The 20,318-nt window shown below is 69.8% G+C and carries 16 protein-coding genes and 1 riboswitch; of the genes, 4 read left to right on the top strand and 12 right to left on the bottom strand.

Annotation, left to right across the window (positions count from 1 at the left end):
- Positions 1-99: 99 nt before the first annotated feature.
- Positions 100-232: riboswitch (SAM riboswitch) on the top strand.
- 13 nt (positions 233-245) lie between these two features.
- Positions 246-1,511 carry a threonine synthase gene (gene thrC / locus P3102_RS09795; RefSeq protein ID WP_276368351.1) on the top strand — a complete coding sequence of 422 codons (1,266 nt, stop codon included), beginning with the start codon at positions 246-248 and terminating at the stop codon, positions 1,509-1,511.
- 155 nt (positions 1,512-1,666) lie between these two features.
- Here thrC and P3102_RS09790 read toward each other — a convergent pair whose 3' ends face one another.
- The 7 genes from P3102_RS09790 to nadD all read right to left on the bottom strand — a co-directional run bounded on the left by P3102_RS09790 (position 1,667) and on the right by nadD (position 8,207).
- Positions 1,667-4,072, bottom strand: a complete 2,406-nt coding sequence (locus P3102_RS09790; protein ID WP_276368349.1) for a ComEC/Rec2 family competence protein — start codon at positions 4,070-4,072, stop codon at positions 1,667-1,669.
- Complete coding sequence (locus P3102_RS09785) at positions 4,069-4,791, bottom strand: ComEA family DNA-binding protein (RefSeq protein ID WP_276368348.1); 723 nt, start codon at positions 4,789-4,791, stop codon at positions 4,069-4,071. Before P3102_RS09785 ends, P3102_RS09790 begins: the two co-directional genes overlap by 4 nt.
- Before the next feature lie 145 nt (positions 4,792-4,936).
- Positions 4,937-5,782: a DegV family protein gene (locus P3102_RS09780; protein ID WP_276368346.1), complete on the bottom strand. Its 846-nt coding sequence runs from the start codon at positions 5,780-5,782 to the stop codon at positions 4,937-4,939.
- Positions 5,783-5,792: 10 nt separating this feature from the next.
- The gene (gene octT, locus P3102_RS09775) at positions 5,793-6,518 is read right to left on the bottom strand and encodes a diglucosylglycerate octanoyltransferase (protein ID WP_276368344.1); all 726 of its coding nucleotides are present in this window, start codon (positions 6,516-6,518) and stop codon (positions 5,793-5,795) included.
- A 3-nt stretch (positions 6,519-6,521) separates the two neighbouring features.
- Complete coding sequence (locus tag P3102_RS09770) at positions 6,522-7,136, bottom strand: histidine phosphatase family protein (RefSeq protein WP_276368342.1); 615 nt, start codon at positions 7,134-7,136, stop codon at positions 6,522-6,524.
- On the bottom strand, positions 7,133-7,552 hold the full coding sequence (rsfS, locus tag P3102_RS09765) for a ribosome silencing factor (protein WP_125676248.1): 420 nt from the start codon (positions 7,550-7,552) through the stop codon (positions 7,133-7,135). The genes P3102_RS09770 and rsfS overlap by 4 nt, the downstream gene beginning before the upstream one ends.
- Before the next feature lie 22 nt (positions 7,553-7,574).
- Positions 7,575-8,207, bottom strand: coding sequence for a nicotinate-nucleotide adenylyltransferase (gene nadD / locus P3102_RS09760; protein ID WP_276368339.1), 633 nt, complete (start codon positions 8,205-8,207; stop codon positions 7,575-7,577).
- 161 nt (positions 8,208-8,368) lie between these two features.
- On the opposite strand from nadD, the gene P3102_RS09755 reads away from it, so the two are divergent.
- From P3102_RS09755 to argS, 3 genes are all read left to right on the top strand, one after another.
- Positions 8,369-10,474 carry a RecQ family ATP-dependent DNA helicase gene (locus tag P3102_RS09755; protein WP_276368338.1) on the top strand — a complete coding sequence of 702 codons (2,106 nt, stop codon included), beginning with the start codon at positions 8,369-8,371 and terminating at the stop codon, positions 10,472-10,474.
- A 90-nt stretch (positions 10,475-10,564) separates the two neighbouring features.
- The gene (locus tag P3102_RS09750; RefSeq protein ID WP_276368336.1) at positions 10,565-11,851 is read left to right on the top strand and encodes an MFS transporter; all 1,287 of its coding nucleotides are present in this window, start codon (positions 10,565-10,567) and stop codon (positions 11,849-11,851) included.
- A gap of 72 nt (positions 11,852-11,923) precedes the next feature.
- A complete protein-coding gene (gene argS / locus P3102_RS09745) occupies positions 11,924-13,648 on the top strand; it encodes an arginine--tRNA ligase (protein WP_276368335.1) in 1,725 nt (574 codons plus the stop codon).
- Positions 13,649-13,756: 108 nt separating this feature from the next.
- On the opposite strand, the gene proB is transcribed toward argS, so the two are convergent.
- The 5 genes from proB to P3102_RS09720 form a co-directional block, all read right to left on the bottom strand.
- The gene (gene proB / locus P3102_RS09740; RefSeq protein WP_276368334.1) at positions 13,757-14,866 is read right to left on the bottom strand and encodes a glutamate 5-kinase; all 1,110 of its coding nucleotides are present in this window, start codon (positions 14,864-14,866) and stop codon (positions 13,757-13,759) included.
- Entirely contained in the window at positions 14,863-16,320 is a 1,458-nt protein-coding gene (obgE, locus tag P3102_RS09735) for a GTPase ObgE (RefSeq protein WP_276368332.1), read from the bottom strand. Before obgE ends, proB begins: the two co-directional genes overlap by 4 nt.
- 109 nt (positions 16,321-16,429) lie before the next feature.
- A complete protein-coding gene (gene rpmA, locus P3102_RS09730; RefSeq protein ID WP_086846674.1) occupies positions 16,430-16,687 on the bottom strand; it encodes a 50S ribosomal protein L27 in 258 nt (85 codons plus the stop codon).
- A gap of 38 nt (positions 16,688-16,725) precedes the next feature.
- A complete protein-coding gene (rplU, locus tag P3102_RS09725) occupies positions 16,726-17,040 on the bottom strand; it encodes a 50S ribosomal protein L21 (protein ID WP_005158538.1) in 315 nt (104 codons plus the stop codon).
- Positions 17,041-17,208: 168 nt separating this feature from the next.
- Positions 17,209-20,313, bottom strand: a complete 3,105-nt coding sequence (locus P3102_RS09720) for a translation initiation factor IF-2 N-terminal domain-containing protein (RefSeq protein WP_276368321.1) — start codon at positions 20,311-20,313, stop codon at positions 17,209-17,211.
- Between the last annotated feature and the right edge of the window lie 5 nt (positions 20,314-20,318).

The raw sequence follows: 20,318 nt of genomic DNA, 5'->3' as shown, positions 1-20,318 counted from the left end.
GTCCGGTGATGAGTTCCGGGCACGGTGGCCTCACCTGAGCCTCATGTCGTACGGTGTTGGCGAGGCGACGCGACGACACGCGTGCCGACAATCGAATACCGCTCATCCAGAGGGGCAGAGGGAACGGCCCGACGAAGCCCCGGCAACCGGCGTCAGCCTGTCATTCCGCGATCGCGGGATAGCTGACGAACACGGTGCCAATTCCGGCCCGCCACGGCGGGGCAGATGAGGAAAGGACCCTCGCGATGACCGCAACCCTCGGCACGACCTCCACCACCAAGACCCCGGATCTCGGACCGGCCGTCGAACTGGTGTCGAAGGAAGAGGGACACCGGCAGCCGCTCGCCCCTGAATTCGTTTCCGCCGAGGACTTTTCGCCGCTCGAGGTCGCCTACGACTTCGGCCGCGTGCGCCGCGAGGACATCGAAGCCGGACCGAAGAACATCTGGCGCTACAAGAAACTCCTTCCCGTTCCGTCGAACGTCGAAGAGATCCCCAACACCGAACCCGGCGCCACCCGGCTCATCCAGGCCGACAGGCTCGCGAAAGCCTTGGGTGTCAAGAAGGTCTGGGTCAAGGACGACACCGGCAACCCGACGCACTCGTTCAAGGACCGCGTGGTGGCCGTCGCACTGGCCGCCGCGCGCGAATTCGGCTTCGACGTGCTCGCCTGTCCGTCGACCGGCAACCTGGCCAACGCCGTCGCCGCCGCGGCGGCCCGCGCCGGCTGGCGGTCGGTCGTGCTGATCCCGAAAACCCTCGAGCGCGCCAAGATCCTCACCACCGCCGTGTACGACGGCGACCTGATCGCGGTCGACGGCAACTACGACGACGTGAACCGGCTCGCCACCCAGCTCGCCGCCGAGCAGGAGAGCTGGGCGTTCGTCAACGTGAACGTCCGGCCCTACTACTCCGAAGGCTCCAAGACGCTGGCCTTCGAGGTCGCCGAACAGCTCGGCTGGCGGCTTCCCTCCCAGATCGTGGTGCCGATCGCCTCCGGTTCCCAGCTCACCAAGGTGGACAAGGGTTTCCGCGAGTTCGGGCAGCTCGGCCTCGTCGACGAGACGCCGTACAAGGTGTTCGGCGCGCAGGCCACCGGCTGCTCCCCCGTCTCGGCGGCCTTCCGCGCGGGCCACGACGTCGTCCAGCCGGTCAAGCCGGACACGATCGCCCGGTCGCTCGCCATCGGGAACCCGGCCGACGGTCCCTACGTCCTCGACGTGGTCAACCGCACCGGCGGCGCGATCGAAGACGTCACCGACGAAGAGGTCGTCGAGGGCATCCGCCTGCTCGCCCGCACCGAGGGCGTCTTCACCGAGACCGCCGGTGGAGTCACCGTCGCGACGGCCAAGAAGCTCATCGAGACCGGCAAGCTCAACCCGGACGAGGAGATTGTCCTGTTGATCACCGGTGACGGCCTCAAGACCCTCGACGCCGTCGAGGACAAGATCGGCCCGAAGGCCACCGTCAGCGCCTCGGCCGACGCGGTCCGCGAAGCACTCGGCATCTGATACCTGGGGACGGAGTTGGGAACGGGTTCGCGAGGCGGACATAACGCGTGAACCCGCCCTGTCCGCCACAGGACGTGTTGTACCAGGTCACATCCTGCCGACGTCGATCGCGGCGCGGGTTCACCGACAGGCGCTGAGTTCCCGCCCGGCCCGCCTCAAGAACGAGGCGGGCCGCGGGGCTCACCCCGGCGCAGCAAGGCAAGTCCCCGCGCGTCGGCGACGACCGCGGTGTCGCCGTCGGTGTCCGTTCTGGCGATCGAAGCACCCACGGCGGTCAGGTTGTCCAAAGTGGACTTGTTCGGATGGCCGTAGGTGTTCCCGGCGCCGACACTCACCAACGCCACCCTCGGCGCGACGGCGTTGAGGAAATCCGGTGCCGTGTAACGGCTTCCGTGATGCGGGACCTTCAGGATCTCGGCATGCAGATCGGCACCTTCGGCCATCAGGTCGGCCTGTGCGGCGAGCTCGACATCGCCCGTCAGCAGTAGCCTGCCCGCCGGGGTCCCGGCCCGCAGGACGACCGATCCGTTGTTGATCACCGTGCCGTCCTGTTCGAGGGCCGATCGCCGCGTGACATACCGGGGTCCCAGCACGTCCAGCGACAGCCCCGGCCAATCGAGCCGCTGCCCGATCCCCAGTTCCAACAAGGGAATCCCGCGGCGTGCGGTCTCGTCCGCGACCTGCTGCCACGCCCAGGCGGGAGCCCGGCCCGGGCCGACGGCGACCGCACCGACCGACCGGCCCTCGAAGACGGATTCGAGGCCGCCGATGTGGTCGGCGTGCAGATGACTCAGCACGACCAACGGAACGCGATCCACGCCGAGCCTGCTCAGGCATTCGTCGACCGGTCCCGGTTCAGGCCCGGTGTCGACCAGGACCGCCCTGCCCGGCTCGCCCGTCGCGAGGGCGACGGCGTCCCCTTGCCCGACGTCGCAGGCGACGGCACTCCACGACGCCGGTGGCCACGCCGGTGCCAGCACCCGTACCGGGACGAAAACGAGCAGACCGGCGGCCAGCGCGACCGCCAGCAGGATCCTGGCGTGCCGTAACCGGATGGCGACAAGCAGCACGACGAGCAGTCCGGCCGCCAACAGCCCACCCCACCAGCCATCCGGCCAGTCCACGACCGCGCCCGGCGCCCGGGCGCCATGCCGGGCCACGGTGATGAGCCAGCTCGCCTCGGGTTCGGTCAGGCGGACCAGCAGCCTGCCCGCCGAGGGCCACCACGGGCCGACGACGGTGGCCAGCACACCGAACACGGTGGCCGGGGCGACCACCGGCGCGGCGAGCACGTTGGTCACCACCGAGACGAGACTGACCGATCCCGCCATGCCCGCGATGACCGGCGTCGTCACCACGAACGCGGCCAGCGGGATGGTCAGCCCCTCGGCGTAGCCTGCCGGAACTCCGCGTCCGACCAGCCACTCGGCCCACCGGGGTGCCAGCAGGACGAGCCCGGCCGTGGCCAGCACCGAAAGGGCGAACCCGAAGTCCGCGGCCATGGCCGGATCGGCCACGACGAGCCCGGCCACCGCGAACGCCAGCGCGGGCAGCGCCGAACCTTGGCGCCCCAAGGCCAGCGCCAACAGCCCGACCGCCCCCATCACCCCGGCGCGGAGCACGCTGGGCGCGGGCCCGGCGAGGACCACGAACCCGGCGAGCCCCGCGGCGGCCGCGGCGGCGGACGTCCGCGGCCCGACCCGGAGCACCCTCAGCAGGAGCAGGATCGAGCCGCAGACGATCGCCACGTTCCCACCGCTCACGGCCATCAGGTGGGACATGCCGGAGTCCGTGAACTCGCGTTCGACCCTCGGGGACAGCGTGCTCGTGTCCCCCACGACCAGTCCGGGCACCAGACCGGCCTGCTCCTCCGGGAGGACGGCGCACAGCTCCCGGAGCCCGGTGCGCAGCGATTCCGCGGCTCGCTGCCACCAGGGCGCCGGTCCGAGGGCCGACGGCGGACCTCGCACCGAGAGGACCGCGACCGTGAGCTCGGCCCCTTTCGCCGGGGCGAGCCGCCCAGCGGCGGTGACCTGCTGCCCGGGCAGCAAATTCAGCCACCCCTCGGCGGGAGCGAGCAGGAGGATCCGGCCGGCCGAATCCACCACCCGCTCCCCCGTCACCACGGTGTCCACCGTCGCGGCGATGACCACCAGGCGGGTGCCTGCCCGGCGATCGGCGTATCCGGCACCGCGGACCGGACGTGGCCGCTCGGTGACCACCACCCTCGTGGTGGCGTCGCTCCCCCGTGCGGCGGCGGCACGGAGGTCGTCTTGCTCGGCGGCCCGGATCCGCAGCGCCACCGGACCGGCGGTGAGCACACCGAGGACCGCGAGCGCGCCGAGCCCCACCACCCACCGGGACGCCGTCCGGCGGGCACGAACACCGGCGGTGATCGCGAGCACCACGGCGGCCGCACCGCAGAGCATCGTGATCCACCAGCCGCCCGACAGCCCGGAAAGAGTACCGAGCCAGGCCGTCGCCGCGGCCGGTACCAGCCGCAGGTCCTGCCCTCGCCACGACGCGGTGTCCACTTCGGACGGATCGGCGGACGGGTTCATCCGACGGACACCAATTCCCGGACCTTCTTGAACTTGCTTTCGCCGATCCCTTCTACGTCACGGAGTTGCTCGACACTGGTGAACCCGCCGTGCCCGGACCGCCAATCGACGATGCGTTTCGCCATCACCTCGCCGACCCCGGGCAGGGTGTCGAGTTGCTCGGCCGTGGCCGTGTTCAGGTCGAGCTTCCCCATCGGTGCCGCCGTTCCGGCCGCGGCCGGAACGGGGACCCCGACGGCCACCTGCTCGCCGTCGGTGAGCCGCCGGGCCAGGTTCACCCCGGTCAGATCCGTTCCGGGCTGTGCCCCACCGGCCGCCGTGAGGGCATCGGCGACCCGTGCGCCCGGCGGGATGGTGACCAGACCGGGTTTGAGCACCCGGCCGACGACGCTGACCACCAGAGGCGCCTTGGCCGCCGCGGCGGGGGCGTCTCCGGCGGCCTTGGCCGACGGCAGGGGCGGCGGGGTCTCCGCCCCTGGCCGGTGTCCGAACAAGGCGATCGCGCCGGTCACGATCACGGCCACCGCGATCAGCACGGCCGCCACGGCGAACCACCGCCGGTTCACCGGGATCCCGTCCGCCGTGAACCGGGCGGGCACCCAGCGACGGACGAGCCTGCCCGCGGGCGGGCCCTGGCTGGGCGGCGACAGCTGCGCGGTCAGCCACGCCAGCCTGGCGTTGACGGAGGGATCCGGTGGACGGGCGGTTTGATCGAACACGTGAACGACGCTACGGAGCGGGAATGGCGGGCGGCAGTGGCAAATCCCAGGGCTGTGGACAAGTGGGGTGTTGTGGACAACTCAGCCCTGGCCGAGGCCGGATCACCGATTTCTGTCGGGGTCTCAAGGGACGCTGGAAGGTTGCCTAACCCGCGCGCTGGATCACGACACCGAGCACCCCGGGCCCGGTGTGGGCCCCGATGACCGCGCCGATCTCCGAAACCACGCACCCCTCCGGACAGCTGATGGACTCCTCCAGCCGGTTGGCCAGTTCGACGGCGCGTTCCGGAGAAGCCAGGTGATGGACCGCGATGTCGGCACGCCCGCCTTCCGTCGCCTTCACGGCGAGCTCTACCAGGCGAGCCACGGCGCGATTCATCGTCCGCACCTTCTCCAGCGGCTGGATCCTGCCCTCGGACATGTGGAGCACCGGTTTCACCGCGAGCGCGGTGCCGAGCAGGGCGGCGGCGGAACCGATCCGCCCGCCGCGACGCAGGTATTCGAGGGTCTCGACGGCGAACAGGGTTTCCGAGCGGCTCACCGCGTCGACCGCCGCGGCCTCCACCTCGGCCGGTTCCGCCCCGTCCGCGGCGACGCTCGCCGCTCGCAAGGCGGCGAACCCGAGCCCCATCGCGGTGCTGCGTGAATCGACCACTCGCACCTTGTCCGGCCCGACCTCCTGGGCGGCCAGCACCGCCGCCTCCCAGGTCCCGGACAACTCCCGGGACAGATGGACCGACACGACGGCGTCCGCGCCCTCGGCCAGCGCCGCCCGGAACTCCTTGACGAACTCGGCGGGCGTCGGCCGGGACGTCGTCACCAGACTGCGTTTGCCGAGCGCCTCGGCCAAGGCCGCGGGGCCCATTTCCACGCCGTCGAGGAATACGGCACCGTCCACGAGGACGTGCAGCGGGACCACCCGGATCCCGTTCCGTTCGGCGAAGCCTTCCGGCAGGTGGGCGGTGGAATCCGTGACTACGGCGACCGACACGGCAGCCAGCCTACGTTGCCGCGGGCCGTAGCACCGGGGCCATCAGGCGGGCCATTTCCGCACCGACGGCGGCATGTCCTTCCCAGCCCCAGTGCATGCCGTCCGGATTGCCCCGGCCGCTCAGCACGTGTTCGCCGACGACGGCTTCGAGATCCAGCAGCGGGACGTCCGCACGACGGCCCCAGTCGGCGAGGGCGGCGGCGGCTCCGGCGCGAGCGGTGTGGACGCGGCCGTACGAGTCGGATCGATGCACGGAGGGCAGCATGCCGAAGACCGGCAGTTCCGGTCGCAGCACGCGCAAGGCTCCGACAGCGGTGTCGAGGTACTGGACGGTGAGCTTCGACGGCAAGACCACCGGACGTCCCCGGAGCGCGATCGCGAGCCGGGGCTGGGCGGCCAGGTACGCCTTGCGCACCACGCGTCGCAGCGGGTCGGGCCGCAGATAGCGGAGACCGATGCGCAGGTAGGTGGGCAGCGGCGAGGGCAGGGTGTCCATGCTCCCGACGGCCAGTACGACGGCGTCGACGTGATGGAGATCCGCCCAGACGCGTGGATCACCGATCAGCGACCACCAGGCGTCACGGGCGTTCCAGCCGAACCCGGCGACGAGGTCCGCGTCGCCGCCGAGCGCTTCGGCGGCGATGTTGGGCCACAGCCGCGCGTCGTCGGCGGCGTGCGGGCCGTCCGGGCCGTGGAAGCTGAGGGAATCGCCGAACACGAGCAGGCGCGGGGCCATCGATCAGCCGGTGATGCCCGCGTTGTAGGCGGCCAGCCGCCAGTTGCCGTCGCGCCGGGTCAGCTCGACCCAGTGACAGTTCGCGATCCCGCCCAGGGTCGGCCAGGACGTGACCGGGAGGCCGAGCAGCTTCGCGGTCAGCGCGATGATCAGCCCGCCGTGCGTGGCGAGCAGCACGGCGTCGCCGGCGTCGGAATTGGGCTGATCCAGGTCGGCGACGACCTCCATCGCGCGCTCGGCGACGTCCACCCGCGACTCGCCGCCGGGCGGGGCCCACGTCGCGTCGACGCGCCAGCGTGCGCGTTCACCCGGGTACGCCTCGTCGACCTGCTGGCCGGTGAAGCCCTGCCATTCACCCAGATGGGTTTCCCGAAGGCGCTTGTCGATCCGTAGCGGGACACTGATGGCCTCCGTGAGCACGGTGGCCGTGTCGGTCGCGCGACGCAGATCCGAGGCGATCACGAGATCCGGCGAGAACCGGGCGAGCGCGGGCACGGCGAACCTGGCCTGGTTCCAGCCGACCGGTGTCAACGCGGAGTCCAGATGTCCTTGCATCCGGCCCGCCGCGTTGTAATCGGTCTCGCCGTGGCGCCAGAGCACCAGCCGCCGCGGGCTCACGAGGCGCCTTGCGCGTCGGCGGGGTCCTCCTCGGCTGGGTCCTGATGATCCGGCACTGCCAGACCGGCGACCTCGATCCGCGGGCAGTCCTTCCAGAGCCGCTCGAGACCGTAGAAGGAGCGTTCCTCCTGGTGCTGGACGTGGATGACGACGTCGACGTAGTCCAGCAGGACCCATCGGCCCTCGCGGGCGCCTTCACGGCGGACGGGCTTGTGCCCGCCGAGCCGAAGCTGCTCCTCGACGTTGTCGACGATGGCGCCGACCTGGCGTTCGTTGGGCGCGGACGCGATGACGAAGGCGTCGGTGATCACCAGCTGGTCGGACACGTCCAGCACGACCACGTCGCTCGCCTTCTTGTCCGCCGCCGCATGGGCGGCCGCTACGGCCAGCTCTCGTGCCTCGGACGTGGCTGTCACAGTTCTCCTCAAACAGATGGCTTTACTCGCGGGTGCGCCCGACGAGGGTACCCGGTAGGGGCCCCTGGTCTTTCCGATAGAGGTCCTTTTTGGCGATGTAGCGCACCACACCGTCGGGGACGAGGTACCAGACGGGCTCCCCGGCCTCGACCCGCTCGCGGCACGCGGTGGACGAGATCGCCATCGCGGTCACCTCGACGAGGCTCACCTTCCCGCTCGGCAGATGCTGCGAATTGAGCCGGTAGCCGGGCCTGGTGACACCGATGAAATGCGCCAGGTCGAACAGCTCGTCGGCGTTGCGCCAGGTCAGGATCTGTTCGAGCGCGTCCGCGCCGGTGATGAAGAACAGCTGGTCGTCGGGATACTCTGCGCGCAGGTCGCGCAGGGTGTCGACGGTATAGGTCTGCCCGACGCGGTCGATGTCGACGCGGCTGACCGAGAACACGGGGTTGGACGCCGTCGCGATCACGGTCATCAGGTAGCGGTCCTCGGCCCGGGTGACCACTCTGTCGGACTTCTGCCACGGCTGACCGGTGGGCACGAAGATCACCTCGTCGAGCGCGAACCGGGACTGGACTTCGCTGGCCGCGACGAGGTGCCCGTGGTGAATGGGGTCGAACGTGCCGCCCATGACCCCGATCCTGCGTGGTGACATGGGTCGTGAGCCTATACAGCGCGTACGGCTTCCCGCGCGGGTCGCCGAACCCGCCGACCAGTGGTGATCTGGATCACATTACAGTCCGTTCCGTGGATGAACGGTCCGTTCAAGACCTGCCGCTCGCGACTTCGTCGGTGGCATGGGGTAGAGGTGGGGACGTGGACACATCGACTCTCCGGGATCGCGCCGAGACCCTCCTCCGGTCGCTGGCGGGCGACGGCGCCCGCCTGCGTGACGACCAGTGGACGGCCATCGAGGCGCTGGTCGCGCACAGCCGTCGCGCGCTCGTCGTGCAACGCACCGGCTGGGGCAAGTCCGCGGTCTACTTCCTGGCCACCGCGTTGCTGCGGGAACGCGGCAGCGGCCCGACCGTGATCATCTCGCCGCTGCTCGCGCTGATGCGCAACCAGATCTCCGCGGCGGCGAGGGCGGGCATCCACGCGGTGACGATGAACTCCGCGAATCCGCAGGAGTGGGACCAGGTCCAGGCCGCGATCGCGGCGGGCGAGGTCGACGTCCTCCTCGTCAGCCCGGAACGGCTCAACAACCCGGACTTCCGCGACACCGTCCTGCCGAAGCTGACCGCGACGGCGGGCCTGCTCGTGGTCGACGAAGCGCACTGCATCTCGGACTGGGGCCACGACTTCCGGCCGGACTACCGGCGGCTGCGGACGCTGCTGAAGGATCTGCCCGACGGCGTCCCGGTGCTCGCCACCACCGCGACCGCGAACGACCGCGTGGCGACCGACGTCGCCGAGCAGCTCGGCATCGGCAACGGGAGCGACACCCTCGTCCTGCGGGGCACCCTGGACCGCGAAAGCCTGCATCTGTCGGTGGCCGAGCTGCCGACGTCGCAGGCACGGCTCGCTTGGCTGGCCGAACACCTCGCGGAACTGCCGGGATCCGGGATCATCTACACGCTCACCGTCGCGGCCGCGCACGATGTGGCGGGCCTGCTGACCGAGCGCGGCTATCCGGTCGCCGCCTACACCGGGAAGACCGACCCGGCGGACCGGCAGGCGGCCGAAGACGATCTGCTGAACAACAACGTCAAGGCACTGGTGGCGACGTCGGCGCTGGGCATGGGGTTCGACAAACCGGATCTGGGCTTCGTCGTCCATCTCGGCGCGCCGTCCTCCCCCATCGCGTACTACCAGCAGGTCGGCCGGGCCGGCCGTGGTGTCGATCGGGCCGAAGTGATCCTGCTGCCCGGCCACGAGGACAAGGACATCTGGGCGTACTTCGGTTCGCTGGCGTTCCCGGACGAACTGCGGGTGACGCAGGTGCTCAACGCGCTGTCGTACGCGGACCGTCCACTGTCGACACCGGCGCTCGAACCGTTCGTCGAGCTCTCCCGTTCCCGGCTGGAGATGGTCCTGAAGGTTTTGGACGTCGACGGCGCCGTCCGCCGGGTGAAGGGCGGCTGGGAAGGCACCGGCGAAGAGTGGCGCTACGACAAGGAACGCTACGCGCGAGTGAGCGCGGCGCGGACCAACGAACAGAACGCCATGCTGGCGTACCTCGAAACCACCGGCTGCCGGATGGAATTCCTGCGCGAACAGTTGGACGATCCCGAAGCCACCCCCTGCGGACGGTGTGACAACTGCACCGGGAAGCACTGGGACACCACGATTTCCGACGACGTCGTCGATGCCACCCGGCAACGGCTCCGCCGTCCGGGGGTCGAGGTCGCGCCGCGGAAGATGTGGCCGACCGGGATGGCTGGGCTGGAAGTCCCGCTCTCCGGGCGGTTGCCGGCGGGCGAGCAGGCCGAGACGGGCCAGGTCGTCGGCCGGGTCACCGACGTCGGCTGGGGCACGCGGCTGCGCGAACTCGTCGGCCCGGCCGCGGCGGACGCCGAACTCCCCGATCCGGTCTTCCAAGCCTGCATCGAGGTACTCAAGGGCTGGCAGTGGACGGAACGCCCGATCGCGGTGGTGGAGGTGCCGTCCGTCACCCGGCCTCAGCTGGTGCACGGTCTCGCGACGAAGCTGGCCTCGGTCGGGCGGCTCCACTATCTGGGCGCCATCGCCTCGGCGGGGCCGCCTCCGCGGCAGGCGAACAGTGCCCAACGGCTGGCCGATCTGTGGAAACGCCTCAGCCTTCCCGAGGGGCTCGCCGCCGAGGTCGCCGCGGCCGGGGGACCGATTCTGCTGGTCGACGACCTCATCGACACAGGGTGGACGATGACGTTGTCCGCGCGCCTGCTCCGCCAGGCCGGAGCCCGTGCGGTGCTGCCGTTCGCCCTCGCCAGCACCTCGTGACCGAGGAGCCGATCCCGGCTTTCGACACGTTCTTTCCCGCACGGGAACTTTCTGGCAAGGTTCCGTCCACGCACGAGTACGGAGGTGCCGATGGCGGAGGCGACCACGGAGCGGCCAGGACATCGGCTGCCGGTGAAGAAACTGTTCGCCGCCAGTGTCGGGAACGCGCTGGAATGGTTCGACTGGACCATTTACGCGACCTTCAGCATCTACTTCGCCGGCGAGTTCTTCCCTAAAGGCAACGAAGCCCTCGCGCTGATCAACATCTTCGCCACGTATGCGCTGGCGTTCTTCTTCCGGCCGCTCGGCGGGATGGTGCTCGGCCGCTTCGCCGACGTCAAGGGCCGGAAGCCCGCGATGATCCTGACCATCGTGCTGATGGCGGGCGGTTCGGTGGCCATCGGCCTCCTGCCGACGTTCGACCAGGTCGGCTGGCTCGCCCCGATCCTGTTGCTGCTGGCGAGGGTGGCGCAAGGACTGTCACTCGGCGGCGAAGTCTCCAACGCTTCGGCGTATCTGGGCGAGATCGCGCCGCCCACCCGCCGCGGACGGTACTCCGCCTTCTTCTACATCTCGACCGGTTCCGCCGTCCTGCTCGCCTCGATTCTCGGATTCGTGCTCGCGCGGACGATGTCCAAGGCGGATCTGACCGCGTACGGCTGGCGGATCCCGTTCCTGCTCGGCGGCGTCCTCGGCATCATCGGCCTGTGGCTCCGGCGCAGCCTCGCCGAGACCGAGATCTTCGAGGCGAAGAAGTCGACGGCCCGCCGGGTCGAACGGCCACTGCGCACCACGCTTCGCGAGCACCCTCGGGCCGTCGTGCAGCTCGTGGGTTTCTCGATGCTGTCGACCCTTTGCTACTACACGTTCTTCAGCGCCCTGACCTCGTTCGCGGTCAAGACCCGCAAGGCCGACGACGTCGACGTGTTCCTCGCGTTGTCGATCGCGACGGCGTTGTTCGTCGCTCTCCAATATCCGATGGGCGCCTTGTCGGACCGCTTCGGCCGGAAACCCCAGCTGCTCTTCTGGTCGGCGGCGACCGCGATCCTCATCGTCCCGCTGTCCACTTTGGTCCGCCCAGGACTGCCGGGGCTGCTGGTCGTGTTCTGCGTCGGGCTCTGCCTGTACACGGCGATGACGTCGATCGCACCCGCGATCATGAGCGAACTGTTCCCCACCGAACTACGCGGGCTGGGCATCGGCGCCTGGTACAACCTGACCGTCGCGCTGTTCGGCGGCACCGCTCCCCTGGTCCTCACCGCGCTGTCCGACGCCGGGTCGTCGACGTTGTTCTTCTGGTACGTAGCCGCCGGAGCGGCGATCGCGTTCTTCGTCATCCGGACCCTGCCGGAGACCAAGGGCAGCGACCTACGCTGAAAACTCCGTCGCCGACGACGTGGTGAGGTGGCTACCCTCGCGCTCCTACGACGAGCGTGAAGGAGGGACACCGTGTTGTTCGGCGATGTGAGCGAGGAATTGGCGCGACGCGTGGTGGAAGCGCTCCGTCACGTCACCGACATCGAACCGCCGTCCGCGCTGGTGCGGGTCTCTTCGCAGAGCGGGGTCGACTATCAGTGCGACCTCGCGATGAGTCTGGCCAAGCGGCTCGGCAAACCGCCGAGGGAGATCGCCACCGACATCGCGGCACGGCTCGACGTCGCCGATATCGCGGAGCCGCCGGAGGTCGCGGGGCCGGGCTTTCTCAACTTCACGCTGCGCTCTTCCTGGTTGGCAGAGCGGACGACAGCGCTCAACGGTGACCCACGGCTGGGTGTCGCGGTGACGTCGCAGCCGCGACGGATCGCCATCGACTACAGCAGCCCGAACGTGGCGAAGGAAATGCACGCTGGGCATCTCCGGTCGAGCGTCATCGGTGACGCGATCACGCGGCTGTCGCGGTTCGCCGGACACGAAGTGATTCCGCACAACCATCTCGGCGATTGGGGCACTCCGTTCGGCATGCTCATCGAGCATTTGCTCGACGAACGCCCGTCGGGTCCGTACACGATCGAAGATCTCAACGGCTTCTATCGGGCCGCTCGGTCGAAGTTCGAAACCGACGAGAACTTCGCGACCCGGTCACGGGAGCGTGTGGTGCTGCTTCAAGGCGGTGACGACGAGACCCTGTCGCTGTGGTGGCGTCTGGTCGACGAGTCGACTCGGCATTTCGCCCAGGTCTACGAACTCCTCGGGATCGGCCTGGCGAGCGAGGACGTCTACGGCGAAAGCTTTTACAACCCGTTTCTGGCCGCGGTCGTGGACGATCTGGCCACGGCCGGGCTGACCGAGATCAGCGATGGGGCGGTCTGCGTCTTTCCCGGCGGTTTCCGCAATCGGGAAGGCGAGCCGCTGCCGCTCATCGTGCGGAAACGGGACGGTGGTTACGGCTATGCCGCCACCGACCTCGCGACCCTGCGTTACTGGACCGGACAACGCGGTGTCACCGATCTGCTCTACGTCGTCGGGACGCCACAAGCACAACACTTCGCGATGGTGTTCGCCGTCTGCCGGGCCGCAGGCTGGCTCCGCGAGGAGCATCGGGCCGAGCACATCGGGTTCGGTTCGGTGCTCGGTGAGGACGGCCGCGCCATGAAGACCCGGGCGGGTGAATCGGTCCGGCTTTTCGCTCTGCTCACCGAGGCGGTCTCCCACGCCGCCGAAGTGATCGAGGGCCGGGGTGACCTCTCCCCCGAGGTCCGGGAGGAGGTGGCCAGGGCGGTCGGGATCGGCGCGCTCAAGTACGCGGATCTTTCCGGCGATCGCGAGCGCGACTACGTCTTCTCCTGGGAACGCATGCTCGCCAAGAACGGGAACACGTCGGTCTACCTGCAGTACGCCAACGCACGGATCCGTTCCGTGCTGGCGAAGGCGGATCAGGACCTCACCGGCGCGCGGATCCGGCTCGACCACCTCGCGGAGCGGGCACTGGCGCTCGCGCTGGTCCGTTTCCCAGAGGCGGTCGGCGCGGCGACCGCCGGACATCTTCCCCACAAGCTGTGCACCTACCTGTACGAAACCGCTGTCGTGTTCTCGCGGTTCTACGAACAGTGCCCGGTGCTGGACGCGGAAGGCGCCGGCGTTCGCGAGTCTCGTCTGCTGCTGGCCGAGCTCACGTCGAAGACGCTGACGCTGGGTCTGTCCCTGCTGGGGATTTCCACCCCTGCCCGGCTATGAGTCACCGGGATCGGCAGGGCTCGCCGATCCCGGGAAGCGAGAGCAAAGGTCCCCTGCTGTTCACCTCGGTCTACGCGGTGATCGCCTGGACCCAGGGGATCTGGCGCCCTAGCGGCGAAGGGGGACGAGGTCGTCCGCGTGGACGACCTCGCGCCGCTGTTCGGCGGGGAGGTCGTGGCTGGAGCGGCCGATGAGGTCGGGCAGTTCGCCCGCGTCGAAGGCCACGACACCGCGCGCCACGGTCCGCTGCCGAAGGTCGACCAGGTCGACGACGTCACCGGCTTGGAATTCGCCGTCGACGCCGGTGATCCCGGCGGCGAGCAGTGAGCGGCGGCGGCGGACGACGGCCGCGACCGCGCCGTCGTCGAGGTGCAGTTTCCCGGACGCGCCCGCGGCGTAGCCCAGCCAGAACCGGCGGGCCGACAGCCGGGAGTCCGCGGCGGCGAAGGCCGTGCCGACCTCGGCGGTGGTGAGGGCACGCGCGGCCTCGGAAGCGGCGGCGAGCAGGACCGGGATCCCGGCGCCCGCGGCGGTGCGCGCCGCGGCTAGCTTCGAGACCATGCCCCCGGTACCGAGCCCGGAGCTCGACATGCCGACGGTGATGCCGTCCACATCGGAGTCCCCGGCGACCTCGGCGATCTTGCGAGTCGCGCCGTCACGGGGATCCCCGTCGTACAGACCGTCCACATCGGACAGGAGAACGAGGGCGTCGGCGCCGATCAGGTGGGCCACCAGCGCGGCCAGCCGATCGTTGTCGCCGAAGCGGATCTCTTCGGTGGCCACGGTGTCGTTCTCGTTGACCACGGGCACCGCGCCGAGGGCCAGCAGCCGGGTGAACGTGTTCTGCGCGTTGCGGTAGTGGGCACGGCGCACGACGTCGTCCGACGTCAACAGAACCTGGCCTACGGTCAGGGAAAACCGGCCGAACGACTCGGCGTAGGCATGGGCCAGCGCGAGCTGGCCGACGCTGGCCGCGGCCTGCTGGGTGGCGAGGTCACGCGGTCGCTTCCCGAGGGCGAGCGGCGCGAGTCCCGCGCCGATCGCACCCGAGGACACCAGCACGATCTGCGTGCCGCGGGACACCCGTTCGGCGATCGCGTCGACCAGCGCGTCCAGCCTGGCCACGTCGAGACCGTCACCGGCGGTGGTCAGCGCGGAGGAACCGACCTTGACGACCACCCGCTTCGCGTCGGCGATCGCACCCCGGGTCGAGCTCACTCGTCGTCCATCTCGTCTTCGACGCCGTCCGGGCCGTCACGACGGATCCGACGGGCTTCCTTGCGCTCGGCGGCCCCGATCCGGTTGGTGTTCTCCAGCCGCACGTCCGTGCCTCGGCCCGAAAGGTGCACCGCGACGCCCGCCGGGGTCGACGGCTCCCACTCGAACTGGACATCGCCGATGGTGACCGGGCTTCCCGGTACGGCACCCTTGCGAGCCAGCGCTTCCTCCACGCCGAGCCGCTGCAACCGGTCCGCGAGATAACCGACGGCCTCGTCGTTGCCGAAACTCGTCTGGCGGATCCACCGCTCGGGGCGAACACCCCGGACGATGAAGGCGCCTTCCTCCTCCGGGTCGTGCTCGACGGTGAAACCCGCGTCGTCAACGGCCATCGGGCGCAGCACGACCTTCGCCGGCTCCGGAGCGGGCTGGTCGGCGCGGTACCTCTCGACCACGGCGGCGAGCGCGTAGGTCAGTTCCTTGAGCCCCTGCCGCGTCGCCGTGGAGATCTCGAACACGCTGAGCCCGCGGGCTTCCAGTTCCGGGCGCACGAACTCCGCGAGTTCGGCGGCCTCCGGGACGTCGATCTTGTTGAGCACCACCACGCGGGGCCGATCGGCGAGGTCGCCGCCCAGACTCGGGGTGTAGCGGGCGAGTTCCGCTTCGAGAGCGTCCATATCGGACAGCGGGTCACGCCCCGGTTCCAAGGTGGCGCAGTCGATGACGTGCACCAGTACGGCGCAGCGTTCGATGTGGCGCAGGAAGTCGAGGCCGAGGCCCTTGCCCTCGCTCGCACCGGGGATCAGCCCCGGCACGTCGGCCATGGTGAACACGGTCGACCCGGCGGTGATCACGCCCAGGTTCGGCACCAGGGTGGTGAACGGGTAGTCGGCGATCTTCGGCTTGGCCGCGGACAGCACCGAGATCAGCGACGACTTCCCCGCGGACGGGAAGCCGAGCAAGCCGACGTCGGCGACCGAACGCAGCTCCAGGACGAGGTCGCGGGCCTCCCCCGGCTCGCCCAGCAACGCGAACCCGGGCGCCCGGCGTGCCTTGGAGGCCAGTGCCGCGTTTCCGAGACCGCCACGGCCCCCTTGCGCGGCGACGAAGGTGGTGCCGGGGCCGACCAGGTCGGCCAGGATCTCGCCGTCCTCGGTCATCACGACGGTGCCGGACGGGACCCGCATCTCCAGCGTCTCCCCTGCCGCACCGGCGCGGTTGCCGCCCTGGCCCAGCTTGCCGTTGCCGGCGCGGGCGTGCGGACGGAAGTGGAAGTCGAGCAGCGTGTGGACATTCGGATCGACGACCAGCAGCACGTCGCCGCCGTTGCCACCGTTGCCACCGTCCGGGCCGCCGAGGGGTTTGAACTTCTCGCGGTGCACCGAGGCGCAGCCGTTCCCACCGTCACCGGCGGCCAGATGGATCACCGCGCGGTCCACGAACCGGGACGCCATGACTTGCCTCTATTCACTCGCGAAAGAAAGGGGGTACACAAAACAAACGAGGGGTGGGCCCGGATATTCCGGCCCACCCCTCGTCAGAGGTCTGGCTTGAAGCCGAAACTCAGGCTTCGGACGGCACGATGTTGACCGTCTTGCGGCCACGCTTCTCGCCGAACTGGACCGCACCGGCGGCCAGGGCGAACAGCGTGTCGTCGCCGCCGCGGCCGACGTTCACACCGGGGTGGAACTTGGTGCCACGCTGGCGGATCAAGATCTCGCCCGCGTTGACTTCCTGACCACCGAAACGCTTGACGCCCAGTCGCTGCGCGTTCGAATCGCGACCGTTGCGGGAGCTGGACGCACCCTTTTTGTGAGCCATGGCTCAATCCTCTTTCTGACGAAGATCCGGAGAAAGTCCTACTTGGAGATGCCGGTGACCTCGACGCGGGTCAGCTTCTGCCGGTGACCCTGGCGCTTGTGGTAGCCGGTCTTGTTCTTGAACTTGTGGATCCGGATCTTCGGACCCTTGGTCTGCTCGACGACCTTGCCGGTGACCGAGACCTTCGCCAGCGCGTCGGCGTCCGTGGTGACGTCGCCACCGTCCACGAAAAGGACTGCGGGGAAGGTGTGCTCGGTACCCGGCTCGCCTTCGAGCTTCTCGACCTCGACGACGTCGCCGACGGCCACCTTGTACTGCTTGCCGCCAGTCTTGACGATCGCGTACGCCGACACGGAAGTCTCCTGCTTACTCGACAACGGGTGGGGGCTTGCGTGATCGGCCCATCGAGAAGTCTCGGTGGTCCAGATGCTGCGCAAGGTGCCCGCTCTAGGTGGCGGGCCGTTCTACAGGTTACGTGGGGCTCCCCGGTGCGATCACACCGGGGTGCCCCTCGGTGTTCACTAGCTCTTTTCCGAAGCCTTCACCGGCGGACCGGCCGGCCGAGAGGCCGCCCGTCGCGGACGACGGCGCGTGGTGGAAGGACCGGCCGGGGCCGGGACGTCCACCTCGGGTTCGGAATCCTCTGCTGTCACAACGGTCTCCGGAGTCACCGGGACCTCGGGAGCTTCGGGCTCGGGGCCCGATTCCCCGACGACGGCGATCTCTTCGTCCCGCGCGGCCGGAGCCTCGTCGTCCGAAGTCGTCACCGGTTCACCGGCGAGTTCGGTCGCGGGCGGCGTGCTGACCGGCTCCGAAACCGGCTCAGCGGCCGCCTCGGCCGCCTGTTCGACGGTCGCCTCGGCAACGGGTTCCGAAGACACCTCCGCTTCCTTCGCCGTCTGAACGGGCCGCTCCGCCGCCTGCGACGCGTGGCCGTTGAGCGCGCCTCCCTCGGCGTTCTCGGTGATCTCGTGCGGGTGCTCACCCTTGACCGCCTTGGCGGCGTTGGCCACGGCCTGGACCGCCGAGACCACCGACTCGCGCTGGCCGGAGCCCTGCGGAGCGTCGGTCTTGGCCGCCGCGGGCTCGTTCTGGCTCTGGTCTTCGCCCTTGCCGCGACCACGGGACCGGCGGGAGCCCTGCTCCTTGCCGCCACCACCGCCGCTGGCACCACTGGCACCACTGCCGCCGCTGCCACCGTGGCTGTGACCGTTGCCACCGCCGGCGGTGCGCTGCGGCTCGGTCGAGACGACCACGCCACGACCCTTGCAGTGCTCACACGGCGTCGAGAACGCCTCGATCAGGCCGGTGCCGATCTTCTTGCGGGTCATCTGCACCAGGCCCAGCGAGGTGACCTCGGCGACCTGGTGGCGGGTGCGGTCGCGGCCGAGGCATTCGGTCAGGCGGCGCAGCACCAGGTCACGGTTCGATTCGAGCACCATGTCGATGAAGTCGATGACGATGATGCCGCCGATGTCCCGGAGCCGGAGCTGGCGGACGATCTCCTCCGCCGACTCCAGGTTGTTCCTGGTCACCGTCTCCTCGAGGTTTCCACCCGATCCGGTGAACTTGCCGGTGTTGACGTCGATGACCGTCATCGCCTCGGTGCGGTCGATGACCAGGTAGCCACCCGAGGGCAGCCAGACCTTGCGGTCCAGCGCCTTGGTGATCTGCTCGTCGATCCGGTGGTCGGCGAAGGCCGAACCGGTGCCCGTGTACCGCTTGACCCGGTCGGCCAGATCCGGCGCCACGTGCTGCACGTAGTCGTAGATGGTGTTCCAGGCCTTGTCGCCCTGGATCTCCAGTTTGGCGAAGTCCTCGGTGAACAGGTCACGCACGACCTTGACCAGCAGGTCCGGCTCTTCGTAGAGCATGACCGGGGAGCTGTTCTTCTTGCCGCCGTTGCCGGCTTCGGCCTTCTCCTTGATGACGTCCCACTGCGCTTTGAGGCGGCGGACGTCCCGGTCCAGCTCCTCCTCGCTGATGCCCTCGGAAGCGGTGCGGATGATCACACCGGCGTCCTCGGGGACGATGCGCTTGAGGATGTCCTTCAGGCGGCGACGCTCGTTCTCCGGGAGCTTCCGGGAGATGCCGGTGGCACCACCCGCGGGCACGTAGACCAAGAAGCGGCCCGGCAGCGAGATCTGCGTGGTCAGCCGGGCACCCTTGTGCCCGACGGGGTCCTTGGTGACCTGGACCAGCACGGAGTCGCCGGTGGAAAGCGCCTGCTCGATCTTGCGGGCCTTGCCCTCGAGACCGGCGGCGTCCCAGTCGACCTCACCGGCGTAGAGCACGGCGTTGCGGCCGCGGCCGATGTCGATGAAGGCGGCCTCCATCGACGGCAGGACGTTCTGCACACGGCCGAGGTACACGTTGCCGACGATCGAGCCGGTGCCCGACGAGGTCACGAAGTGCTCGCACAGGACACCGTCCTCCAGCACGCCGATCTGCGTGGACTCGCCCTTTTCGACGACGACCATGGTGCGCTCGACCGACTCGCGCCGGGCGAGGAACTCGGCCTCGGACAGGATCGGCGCGCGACGGCGGCCCGCCTCGCGGCCGTCCCGGCGGCGCTGGCGCTTGGCCTCGAGCCGGGTGGAGCCGCGCACGCTGCGGACCTCGTCCCTGGCGGGGCGCTCGGTCTCGGCGGCCTTGGCCTGGCGCACGTGGACGACCGTGTTGGGCGGGTCGTCGCTGGTGGCCTCGGCGGCGTCGTCGTCCCCGCCCTTGCGGCGGCGGCGGCGACGGCGGCGCTTGCTGCCGTTGTCGGAATCGGCCTCGTTGTCCGAATCGGTGTCGGCGGACGCCTCTTCGGCGTTCTCGGCCGCGACCTCTTCGGCTTCGGCGTCCTTCTCCTTGTCCTTCGCGCGCTGCTGACGACCGCGCGGGGCTTCGGGCTGCTCGTCCTCGTGCTCGGACTCGGCCGAGTTCTCGTCACCGCCCTTGCCGCGGCCACGTCCGCGACGTCCGCGACGACGGCGGCGACGGCCGTTGGCGTCGTCGCCGTCCTCGTCGATGCCGTGGCCATCAGCCTGCTCGTTCTGCGTTTCGTCCTCTTCGGAGGCCGCCTCTTCGGTGAAGGCCGGCTCCGGCTTGCGGACGGGCTTCGCCGCGACGGGCTCCGGCGGCAGGAACACCGGCGACGGCGCGGCGAACACCGGCACGTGCACGGCGGCCTTCGACCGCCGGGTCGTCGTCTGCGGCGGCTCCGGGGTCACCGGAGCGGCCAGCGCGGGCGGAACACGCCGCGAAGGGGCCTCCACCTGCGAAGCGGGCTCCGGCTCGGCCTCGGGCTTCGCCTCGGGTTCGGGAGCCGCCGGGGTCTCGGCGACGGGTGCCTCGACGGCAGGGGCCTCGGCAGCCGGGGCCGCCTCGGCGGTCTCGGGCTCGTCTCCACCGGCGAGGGCTTCGGCGAGCTTGAAGGCCACATCGCGAGTGACGCTGGACTGCGCGCTCCGCACGGTCTCGCCGAGCTCACCGAGCTTGGCCATCAGTTCACGGCTGTTGAAGCCCAGCAGCTTCGCCAACGCGTGCACCCGGATCCGGGGAGGCAGTTCGCCCAGCTGGGCTGCGATGGGTGTGGCGGTATTCCCGCCGGTGACGGCGGGTGTGTCCGCGTTCGACATATATC

It is taken from the genome of Amycolatopsis sp. QT-25, assembly GCF_029369745.1.
Taxonomy (GTDB): domain Bacteria; phylum Actinomycetota; class Actinomycetes; order Mycobacteriales; family Pseudonocardiaceae; genus Amycolatopsis.
Note: the sequence above shows the minus strand (reverse complement) of the source record. Positions and strands in the feature narration are given on the sequence as shown.